Source organism: Asticcacaulis sp., from assembly GCF_027484505.1.
GTDB lineage: Bacteria > Pseudomonadota > Alphaproteobacteria > Caulobacterales > Caulobacteraceae > Asticcacaulis.
In genome coordinates this window covers 1-10,081 of record NZ_JAIXSV010000352.1, presented here as the reverse complement: position 1 = coordinate 10,081, position 10,081 = coordinate 1, and the positions used below count along the sequence as shown (strand labels likewise).

At 58.5% G+C, this 10,081-nt stretch carries 8 protein-coding genes; 1 reads left to right on the top strand and 7 read right to left on the bottom strand.

The window, feature by feature from the left end; translation table 11 throughout:
* Positions 1-385: 385 nt before the first annotated feature.
* On the top strand, positions 386-745 hold the full coding sequence (locus tag Q0072_RS20750) for a conjugal transfer protein TraJ (RefSeq protein ID WP_298333732.1): 360 nt from the start codon (positions 386-388) through the stop codon (positions 743-745).
* Here the strand turns inward: Q0072_RS20750 and Q0072_RS20745 are convergent.
* From Q0072_RS20745 to Q0072_RS20715, 7 genes are read right to left on the bottom strand one after another with little or no spacing between them, the layout of a single operon-like run.
* A complete protein-coding gene (locus tag Q0072_RS20745; RefSeq protein WP_298333730.1) occupies positions 740-1,180 on the bottom strand; it encodes a hypothetical protein in 441 nt (146 codons plus the stop codon). The genes Q0072_RS20750 and Q0072_RS20745 overlap by 6 nt on opposite strands.
* Positions 1,181-1,184: 4 nt before the next feature.
* On the bottom strand, positions 1,185-4,022 hold the full coding sequence (locus tag Q0072_RS20740; RefSeq protein ID WP_298333728.1) for a DNA methyltransferase: 2,838 nt from the start codon (positions 4,020-4,022) through the stop codon (positions 1,185-1,187).
* Positions 4,023-4,070: 48 nt separating this feature from the next.
* Positions 4,071-4,502: a hypothetical protein gene (locus tag Q0072_RS20735; RefSeq protein WP_298333726.1), complete on the bottom strand. Its 432-nt coding sequence runs from the start codon at positions 4,500-4,502 to the stop codon at positions 4,071-4,073.
* Positions 4,503-4,532: 30 nt separating this feature from the next.
* A complete protein-coding gene (dinD, locus tag Q0072_RS20730; protein ID WP_298333724.1) occupies positions 4,533-5,372 on the bottom strand; it encodes a DNA damage-inducible protein D in 840 nt (279 codons plus the stop codon).
* Entirely contained in the window at positions 5,362-5,721 is a 360-nt protein-coding gene (locus Q0072_RS20725) for a hypothetical protein (RefSeq protein ID WP_298333722.1), read from the bottom strand. Before Q0072_RS20725 ends, dinD begins: the two co-directional genes overlap by 11 nt.
* Entirely contained in the window at positions 5,718-6,437 is a 720-nt protein-coding gene (locus Q0072_RS20720; protein ID WP_298333720.1) for a DUF3800 domain-containing protein, read from the bottom strand. The genes Q0072_RS20725 and Q0072_RS20720 overlap by 4 nt, the downstream gene beginning before the upstream one ends.
* Before the next feature lie 33 nt (positions 6,438-6,470).
* Positions 6,471-9,515 (bottom strand): BPTD_3080 family restriction endonuclease, encoded by a 3,045-nt coding sequence (locus Q0072_RS20715; RefSeq protein ID WP_298333718.1) that lies wholly within the window; start codon positions 9,513-9,515, stop codon positions 6,471-6,473.
* Between the last annotated feature and the right edge of the window lie 566 nt (positions 9,516-10,081).

Below are 10,081 nucleotides of genomic sequence, written 5' to 3'. Positions count from 1 at the left end.
TTTCTCCAACTCCGCCATGATGGCATCGCGGCGGGCCAGGAACGCCACCCTGCCCGCCGTCAATTGTCGTCTTGCTGTCATGTAATCACCTCTGGCTTGCCGATACGACTCGGCAAGAACAGTCGGTAACGTAAAATCACATCAGCGCGAATAGTCTAAAAAATGCTCAGGACGAACACGAACAGAGACGAACAACAATACATACTTCAGACTAATATCGAATAGACGCGAATAATTCGGTATTACGACGAAAACCTGAACTATATGCGCAGCCGGGCAGGATAGGTAATGTTGGCCAACAGCCCAACATTACAGCTTACTCGCCGACGGCTCGACGCGATCCGGCATCCGCCGGGCCAAGAGCGGGAGAAGGATGGAAATAGCAATGACAGACCGGCTCGACGATCCAGCCCAGGCTCCAAGGGACCGGCAACGAACCCTGCGTGTCGTGGTCAACGACCATGAGCGGGAACGGATCGAAGCCATGGCGAAGATGGCCGGTCTTTCCCTATCCGCCTACCTGCGCACCGCCGGCCTGAACCACCCGATCCGCAGCACGTTGGACTACGACGCCATCATGGAACTGATCCGCCTGCACGCCGACCTCGGCCGCGTCGGCGGCCTGCTGAAGCTGTGGCTGGCGGAACGCCGGGGAGAAGTCGTGTCGGCGGAGAGGGTCGATGCAGCGTTTGAGGAGCTGCGGGAGTTGCGGGGCGTGCTGTTCAGGAAGATTGAGGTGCTATGAGCTTGAGGCCCTGCCCCGGCGATAGCCCATCACTGACAGCCAATGCAGCATTCTTTCCCACCGTCCAGAGGCCCGCGCCGTGGCCGCATTATCATCGCATGATTTCTCAATCAGGAACTGCGTCGCGGCCCGCGCCACATCCAGACGCAACTGCCCGCGTTCGTCATTTTCGGCCACCGCCAGACCCGCCCGGATATCCGCAACGGCCAGACGGAAGATGGTGTGCATGTCGATCTTCGGGTCGGCCAGCGCCAGCAACTGCTCCACCTCTTCCCAGGCTTGGGCAGCCTTGTAGCTGTGGCCGCCCAGCGTGGCATCCTGCACCGCCACCGCCCGCATCAGATCGCGCAGCACGTCGGCGAAATTGCGGGCGATGAATTCCGGGTTGGCGTTGGCCTTCCGAAAGGCCTGCATGAAACGCTGATGGTCATCCATTCTGTCACCCCACGCTGAACACCTTCATCACCTCATCGCCCAGGTGGTTGATCACCTTCACGGCGATGCGGCCGCTTTTGGGCTTGTCGAACGGGCGGCTGGTGTCGCTGTTCAGGGTGGCCCAGGCATCGGCGTCGATTTCGGCCTTCAGGGTCGTCTTCAACGCCTTGTACGGGTCATTCTGACCCAGGAAATAGGCGTGACGGACGAAGAAGCTTTCTTCGTTGTAATCCGTGTCGATGAACCAGACGGCGATGCTGCTGGTATCGTCGGTGTGGATATTGCCCGCCTTGAAGAAATCCACGCCGCGGATTTGCACCACCACCCGGCCATCATCCTGGGTCTGGATATCCACATCGGGTTCGCCGAACAGGGTGAACAGGTTGCCGGCCCCCGTGGCCTTCAGTTCCTTGCCCATATGCAGGTCGGGGTTCATCCGGGCCTTCAGCACGGGCACGCGGCCCAGCCGGTCGAATTCCGCCGAATGGGCATCGAAATTGAAGGCACACGCAATCACCACGTCAAAGCCGGCATCGGCCGCTTCGCGCGCGGCGGCCACCAGATCGGCGCGGGCCACGGTGCCGAATTCCGGGCCGATGAAGATGCCCGCCCGCCGCTCCCGTGCCGGTTTCCCTGTCGTGCCCTCGGCACTCCCCGCCTCTTGCGCATCCTCCACATACCGCCCTTCTGCCGCGATGAAGCGGCCGGGCCAGCCGGTCAGGCTGGTGAAGCTGATACGGCCATCCTTGTGTGCCTGCTGCACCCCGGCGGATTTCAGGTTTTCCAGGATGGTGGCGGCGAAATCCGCCTCGTCCCGCCGAGCCGCCTTGCGCCGGCCTTCGGCGGCCTCCAGCAGATCGACCAGTTCATCATCCTGATCCACCGCCAGCACGCGGTGCGGCGACAGGCTTTCCACCGTGAAGGGGCCCGCCACGCGCACCCGGCCCTTATCTTCATAGGGGCGGTCGAACAGATATTCGAAATCGGCCTTGGCGTTGATGGAGGCGTCGATTTCCCGCTGGCGGGCAATGCGCCGTTCCCACCATTGCGCGTGCAGCCGTCTGGCCGCGTCCGGCCATTTGGCATCGGCCTCACGCGGAATGTCCCATTCCGGCCAATCCTTGCCCAGCGCGCGGTTCAAGTCCGCCCGCAACGGCTCCATCTCCGCCTGGAACCGGTCCCAGATCACGTCGATCTCGGTATTGTTGGCGATGGATTTCAGGGTGATGTGCGGTACACGCTCATAAACGAAACCCAGGCGGATATCGCCGCCGGTCCGGCCCAGGCGCGGGGCGCTGCGCGTCACCTCCGCCTCCTTGCGCTGCCCCTCGGCACTGTCGGCCAGCAGGTAATAGGGGTAACGCGCCCCCATGATGCGGGCCCGCGCCAGCGCCAGGGAGACGCGGCTGGTATCAATGGTGATCCAGCGCCGCCCCCATTGCTCTGCGGCATAAGCGGTGGTGCCGGAACCACAGGTCGGGTCCAGGACGAGGTCACCGGGATCGGTGGCCATCAGGAGGCAGCGTTCGATTACCCTGGAAACGGTTTGAACAACGTAAACCTTCGGGTCAGTGCGACTCGCACCGCTACTAGTATCTTCCCATATGTTTGCAATTGGCATCACACTGAAATCTTCAAGAAATCTCTTATATTTCAGTGTACTGCCTGTTGGCAGCACCCTACGGGCTTTTAACAGCCTCGGAAACTGTGTTTCACCCGTCTTCCAAAATCCAGCACCAGGCCGGAAAACCTTACCATTATAGCGTATAGGAAAATCTCCAGGTGGCCTCTGAGAGGTCAAATTGTCTGATGCATAAACACGCCCCCATTGCTTCGCCAACTCATAGTCAGAAACTTCATCTGCTGAAAGGCGCCGGGAGAGACCAGATTCGTTCTCGATATACTGATATTCGCCCGTGCCCACACCCCCGAGCTGCTTTTGCCTGTAAATCTGGCGATACTTCAGCGCAGAAATATTCTTTGCATAAAACAGAATATGGTCACCTACCGACGAGATATGCTCCGAGGTCTGTGACGTTGTTTTCTTAAAGAGTATCTGCGAAACGCAGTTATCCTCCCCAAACACCTCATCCATCACCGCCCGCACGCGATGGACATTCTCATCCCCGATCTGGACGAAGATGCTGCCGCTGTCGGTCAGCAGGTCGCGGGCCACAGTCAGGCGGTCGCGCAGATAGGTGAGGTAGGAATGGATGCCGTCGCGCCAGGTATCGCGGAAGGCCTTCACCTGTTCCGGTTCGCGCGTGATATGGCCCCGGTCGCCATCCTTCACATCGCGGCTGGTGGTGGACCATTGGAAATTGCTGTTGAACTTGATGCCATAGGGCGGATCGAAATAGATCGCCTGCACCTTGCCGCGCAGCCCTTCGCGTATGGACAGACTGGCCATGACGGACAGGCTGTCGCCCAGGATCATGCGGTTCTGCCAATGGGCATCATGGGCATAGAATTCGGTCGCCGCCTCCTTCTCCGGCAGGCCGTTGAAATCGGCGAACAGGTCGGGAAACTCCGGCCCCTCCTCCGCCCGCTTCTGCCGCGTCTGGCGCAGCAGATCGTCGATCAGCACCTTGGGGTGGACCTTCTCCTGGATGAACAGGGGGGGTGCCTGGACCACCAGATCCGACCAATCCTGTTCATCCTTGCCCCGCCAGACCAGTTGCGGATCCAGATCCCGGTTCCGCCGCTCATACTCCACCCTGACCGCCCGCCGCTGCTCCGGCTCCATCACCGTCTCCAGCTCCGCCGTCGGCAAGTTCTTCCGCGTCGCCTCCGCATGACGCAGGGTCTCAACGGTCAGGTCTTTCTTGGATTTGGGCGGCATGGTTGTTTTCGGCAGTTAGCGGGGGAGGGAATCTAAGAGAGGTCATAGCTAATTAATTTTCAAGCCTTTGATGGTAAAGTCTGAATCAAGATCATCCTCATCGGCGACCTTAATGTTGGATTCAATCTGAGATATGAACTCATTTACTCTCACCTTGATATAATCCATATACCCCACACACTGATTGTTTATTTCATTTATTTGGTCAACTTTGTGTCGAGCATTATAAATTTTATTTAATCTTGATTTGTATACTTCCTTCCTTTTTTCTTCTTTTTCATTTTCTATTTTTAGAATTAAATAATTCATGTATCTGCATATACCTACAGCTTCCCAGTATAAGCAAGGACCTATTGGAAATTGCCACCCTGGAACCTTAACATAGAACCCAGGCCGCAATGTGGTGCGTTCGATAAGCTCACCATATAAGTTATAAGCATTGCCGAGTTCATCCACTTCAAACAGACTACAAAGTTCCATTTTTCTTTCCTTTCTAATAGTTTCTCGATTTTACTCCGGCAACCGATCCGGGTTCTCCAGAGATTTCCGTTCGTCCGCCGCCAGCCGGCGTTCGACCTTCTTGATATCTTCTGCGGGCTTCAGCGCCTCTGGCCGGATACCCCGGTCCAGCAGCGTTGCCCGCACGGCCGCGTTATTATGCTCATGTTCAGCGGAAATCTGGCGTTCCGTGCGCATGGCATGTTCGCGGGCGTTGAAGATGGTGATTTCGGTAGCGAAATCCTTGGCCTTCAGGATGATGGTCGGCGCGAAATCCGCCAGGGGGCGGTTGTCCGGCACCTTCCACCGGGCCTTCATGTCCTGGGTGGACCGGCCAAACAAAGCCTTGTCACCCTTGCTGCGGATTACGCCAAAATCCTGATTGCCGCCGGTCTGTTCATAGATGACGGATGACAGTTCCTTTTCCGTCTCCGTCAGCTTGCGCCGCGCCACCAACCGTTCCGCCTCCAGCAAGCGCTGTTCGATCAGTTCGGCGCGGCGGGTCTGAATGGCGAAATAGGTCTGGGCAAAGGCAATCTCCTGCTTTCCCGGATCACCATTCTGGGCAATCAGGTAACAGGCAAAGCGGGTGAGCATGAGATCATCAATCTCCCGCTGGCTGCCGGAACCCAGGGTGACCATTTTCCCGACGTCGGCAAAATGGTCCCGGACATCATGGCCAGAGACCTCACAGGCGGTTTTCGCCTTGGAGATTACCCGCAGAAAATTGTCCCACTTGGTGTAGCCCAACAGATGCTGAACATCGCGGGCCAGCCAGTATTCGACGCCATCCGCCTCCTGGGCGTGGTCCTCGAAACTGTCGGTCAGGTGCTGAATGATCTCAGTCTTCATCGCTTGCCTCCTCCGCCCACCGCTGCGCCGGCTCCATCACCGTCTTCAGCTCTGCCGCCGGCAGGTTCTTACGCATCGCCTCCGCATGACGCAGGGTCTCAACGGTCAGGTTTTGCTTGGATTTGGGCAGCATGGAGGCCCACACTCGACGGTCAGGAAAACAGGCGGGATCAGACAAAGTTAACAGAGGTTGATTTTCTTTTAAATAAATTCCACTCATGGTGGATTGACTTTGCGGCGGCGTTCGCCCATATGAGATGCAAATGGATTGGAAATTTCCGGTCGGCGTCTGGCCCTGGCAATTGCCGGGGCCTTTCGCTTTCTGGAGGGTGCCACAGACAGGCATCATGGAAACACCTTCAATCCAACACCCTCATATCGGCCGCGCCCATTGACCATCAGCTTTGCCTCGATGATATCGAAGGCTTGGTTTGGCTGGTCGGGTTTCAGCACATGGCGCGCAACGGGGTGTGCCACAAGATCGGCCAGTTGCATCCCTTCGGCATTTGCCTTTTTGGACAGAATTCGCATCTCGAAGGGCGTGGCGCTGACATCACTGCCCATGGCGCCCTCACCATCCATGACGCGGCGGAATTCCAGTTCCAGGTCCTGGTCCTCCTTGTCGCCCCGCGCTTCGGCCAGCAACCAGGTCAAGCGCCCCTTCTGGCCTTGGCGCAAGAGATAATCCCGTACCCGCTCCAACCCCAGTTCCAGGGCCAGATGATAGGGGCTGTAGGGCTTGCGGTATTGCTTGGTCAGTCTGTCCTTGCGGATGGCGACGGCGACCAGCGTATAGGGTGCCTCGCACATCATCTCGTTCAGATCAGCCAGGAAAGCGTCCCTGCGCTCCTTGATCTGAAGGAAAGCGAAATCACCGCGCGGCTTGCGGATTTCGTGGGAATGCAGAATCGCCGCATCATGCCCCCAGAATCGGAACTTCAATTCCTTCACGGCTGGCACCAGACCGTGCGCGTAGTCTTCTTTCTCCACGATCACGAAGGTCAGAACGAAGATCGGGAAATCGGCATCTACCTTCACCAGGGAATGGTCGCCGCTTTCATCCATGAAGACGATATAGTCGCTGTATAGCTCCATGATTCAGGCTGCCTTGCCGATCATGAACCCGTCCACCAGCGCACCAAAATTCTTCTCAATCTCGAACACGTCAGTAAACTCGGCAAAGGCCCAGCGGCCGAACTTGCCCAGGTTGTTGACGCCCGGCACCCAGTAGGTGCGCATGGTGTTGGCCTTGGCCTTGGCATCTTCCCCCCGCTGCCCCTTGATCTCCACGATCAGGTTCAGCGGCTCCGCCCCGCCATCATCCACACGGACGATGAAATCGGGCAGGTATTTGCGGGACGTGGACCCGTCCAGCCAGGGCACTTCCAGCCCCAGATTCTGATTCTTCACATAGGCCAGGACGCGGGGATGCGCCTCTGCCACCCGGCAGAATTCCGCCTCCCAATCGCTGTCGCAGATCACCCAATTGACGTGGCATTTGGCCGGGTCGGTCTGCCAGCGGTCAGTCTTGGAGGTGTTGAAATTGACAAAGCGGGTAGAACCGGTGGGGTTGTAGCTGTCCAGAATGGCCTTGACCGGGCGTTCGCCCAGGAAGCTCTGGGTGATGGCACCCTTGATCTTCTCCGCCGCCATGTCGGCGATTTCCTGATAGATCACCTGGGCCGGATAGGTGCCGCCGGTACAGCGCAGATAGCCGCCCTCCAGCCATTCGCGCACGATGCGCTTCAACTGCCCGAACAGGTGCAGTTTCGGCTCATCCCCCGGATCGCGGAACTTCTGATAGATCAGATGCTTGGTCAGGTGGAACAGAATCGTGGCCTCGCGCATCTTCTCCAGATGCTTGATGGTCAGGTCCACCCCTTCGCCGATGATGCCCTGGTTCTTGGTGACCGAGGGGCCGACCAGATCGGGGTTCAGGTCCAGCACATGGTCGGGGCCGAAGGTGGCACGCAGCCGTTCATCCGGCAGTTCGACGCGATAGCCCTCAACACGGGGGAAAATGATCTCCGCATGGTCACGGTCGGGCCTTATGGCGCGGACATGCACCGTCTCGCGCGGCTTGGCCGGCGGGGCGACCACGGGCTTGGCGGTAAAGTCGAACGGAATGCCCAGCACGTCGGCATATTCGACATTGAACAGGCCATCCTCATTCAGATCATAGGATTGCCGACGCAGAGCGCGGCCGACCACCTGTTCACACAACAATTGTGTGCCAAAGGCACGCACGCCCAGCACATGAGTGACGGTGTTGGCGTCCCACCCTTCGGTCAGCATGGAGACGGAGACGACGCAGCGTATCTGTTCCCCCAGCTTGCCCTTCTTGCCGACGGTGTTCATCACCTCGCGCAGAAGGTCGGTGTCGGAGATATCACCCGCCGCCTGGATGTCGCCGGTACGGGCGATGCGTTCCTTGCGGAACTGCTCAATCTCCACCGCCGCCATGGCGCGGAAATCATCATGCAGGGCGTCGCCCGCCTCCAACTGCTCGCTGTCGATCAGCAGGGTGTTGGGGTGGGCCAGACGCTGGCCGAACTCATCATAATTGCGGAACAGCGGGAACCGCCCGCTTTCCAGCGTCTGCGTGCCGTCCGGGTTCTGGCGATGGAAGCCGGAGATGAAATCATAGACCAGCTTGGATGAGGCGGTGTTATTACAGACCACGATAAAGACCGGCGGCACGCCGATCCCCTCCCGCCGCCACAGCTCAAACGTCTGGGCATAGTGGGCGTAGAGCGCTTCCAAGGCGGTTTGCAGGTCTGACGGCAGGGTCAGCGGGTCCAGCAGCTTTCCGGCCCCACGCCCTTTCTTGGGCATCTTCTTGCCGATATGCTCCCACAGGTTCCGGAACTTCGGCACCTCCGCACCGGGAATATTGTCCGCCACGGGCACGCGCGGCAGCTTCACGATTCCACATTCGATGGCATCCATTAGGGAAAAATCGCTGACCGTCCAGGGGAACAGGGTGCCTTCCGCATAGCCCGACCCGCGCAGGAAGAAGGGGGTGGCCGACAGGTCATAGACGGCACCGATGCCGATCTTGCTGCGCTGAATGGCCTCCAGCCCGGAAATCCACAGGCGGGCCGCCTCGTTATTGCGCTTGGCCTCGTCCTTTTCGTCGCCCTTCAGGTCATCCAGAGCGTCGTCATCATCGCTGACCTTCTCGCGGTAGCAGTGATGCGCCTCGTCATTCAGGACGACGACATTCTTCATGCCCATCAGGGCGCCCATGACCCGACGCAACATTTCGCCATCCGTTTCCAGGGTCAGCAGCTTCTCCCCGCGCGGCCCCTCCAGCAGGGCGCGGGTGCCGGGCTTGACCTCCAGCTTCTCCCTGGGTTTGAAGGCGTGATAGTTGGTGATGACGATCTTGGCCCGATCAATATCGGCCAGCATGTCGGACGGCACGATTTCCCGGTTGCGGTAATAGCTTTCCGGGTCATTGGGCAGCAGCACCCGCAAACGGTCCCGGATGGTGATGCCGGGGGCCACGATCAGGAACCCGCGAGAGAACATCTTGCTGTTGGGATGGCGGACGGCATTAACCGTCTGCCACGCGATCAGCATCGACATGACGGTGGTTTTACCGGCACCCGTCGCCAGCTTCAGGGCCAGACGAATCAGGGCCGGATTGGCCTGGGCATTCGCCCCCTTGATGTGCCGCCAGAATTTCGCGGTCCGCTGCCCCAGCTTCGGTGCCACCTCCGTCAACCAGATGACGGTTTCCACCGCCTCCACCTGGCAGAAGAAGGGCCGCACCCCCTGGAAACTGTGATGACGCCAGTGCTGAAGCAGGCGGGCGGTTTCAGGTGTCACCTGCCACTGGTCTGGATTGGGCAGGTTCCGCCACTGATCAACGTAGGTTCTGATCTCGTTGATGATAGGGGTAGGGTTGTATTCTTGCTCTGCGGTGGACAGGCCATCGCCCGCGCCCAGGTTCAACTCATCCTGTTGCGCGCTTTTCTTCCGCTTCTTCGGCTTGGGCACCGGGGTGATCAGGTCAGAATGACGCCGCAGATCGACAATCCGGTTGGTCGGCTGACCATCGGCATCCAATTCCCAATGCCGACCTGGATAGGCGTAGGGAGAGTTCAGAATAGGCCGGTCAAAGAAGCTCTGACTCATAAAATTATATGCCCTAGCCGCAACGCCCACAGTCAACCTATGAGCTAACACAATCGGATCATAGAAATCCAGATGGCAGCGCACAATTCGTTGTAACTAGCCTGGGGCGAAAATTCGTAGACAGTGGGATGAATTAGTCCACATCGCAGGAAAGTCGTCAAAAACAAACCCGCATCCGTATGTATTCATTTGAGGCTGTCTATGTTGGAATTGCTGATATTATCCTATGGCATGTATTCAGAATTATTCCAAAACACCGATTTAACAAGCATCCACGCCCACTCCAAAACCACGGGCGTGGCGTCTCTCGGTTGGATCAAAAGGGATAGCGCAGAGCCTCCGAACCGGCTGCCCGTGGCCCAAGGCGAAAGTAAAACCTTCGTCGCTGGAGATTCGCCCCGGTTCGCCAGCGTCCGCCGACGCCCTTTGCACTTACAGCTCACTTACGAGATGTTAGCGTCGCCAACGTGGCGACGCTAACCCCTTGAAAAGATTGGTGGGCCCGGAGGGACTTGAACCCCCAACCAGACCGTTATGAGCGGCCGGCTCTAACCATTGAGCTACAG

What these genes read in the sequence shown, in the direction of transcription:
- Q0072_RS20750 (WP_298333732.1), top strand. Translation starts at nt 386, where the DNA reads ATGACAGACCGGCTCGACGATCCAGCCCAGGCTCCAAGGGACCGGCAA.
- Q0072_RS20745 (WP_298333730.1), bottom strand. Translation starts at nt 1,180, where the DNA reads ATGGATGACCATCAGCGTTTCATGCAGGCCTTTCGGAAGGCCAACGCC.
- Q0072_RS20740 (WP_298333728.1), bottom strand. Translation starts at nt 4,022, where the DNA reads ATGCCGCCCAAATCCAAGAAAGACCTGACCGTTGAGACCCTGCGTCAT.
- Q0072_RS20735 (WP_298333726.1), bottom strand. Translation starts at nt 4,502, where the DNA reads ATGGAACTTTGTAGTCTGTTTGAAGTGGATGAACTCGGCAATGCTTAT.
- dinD (WP_298333724.1), bottom strand. Translation starts at nt 5,372, where the DNA reads ATGAAGACTGAGATCATTCAGCACCTGACCGACAGTTTCGAGGACCAC.
- Q0072_RS20725 (WP_298333722.1), bottom strand. Translation starts at nt 5,721, where the DNA reads ATGATGCCTGTCTGTGGCACCCTCCAGAAAGCGAAAGGCCCCGGCAAT.
- Q0072_RS20720 (WP_298333720.1), bottom strand. Translation starts at nt 6,437, where the DNA reads ATGGATGAAAGCGGCGACCATTCCCTGGTGAAGGTAGATGCCGATTTC.
- Q0072_RS20715 (WP_298333718.1), bottom strand. Translation starts at nt 9,515, where the DNA reads ATGAGTCAGAGCTTCTTTGACCGGCCTATTCTGAACTCTCCCTACGCC.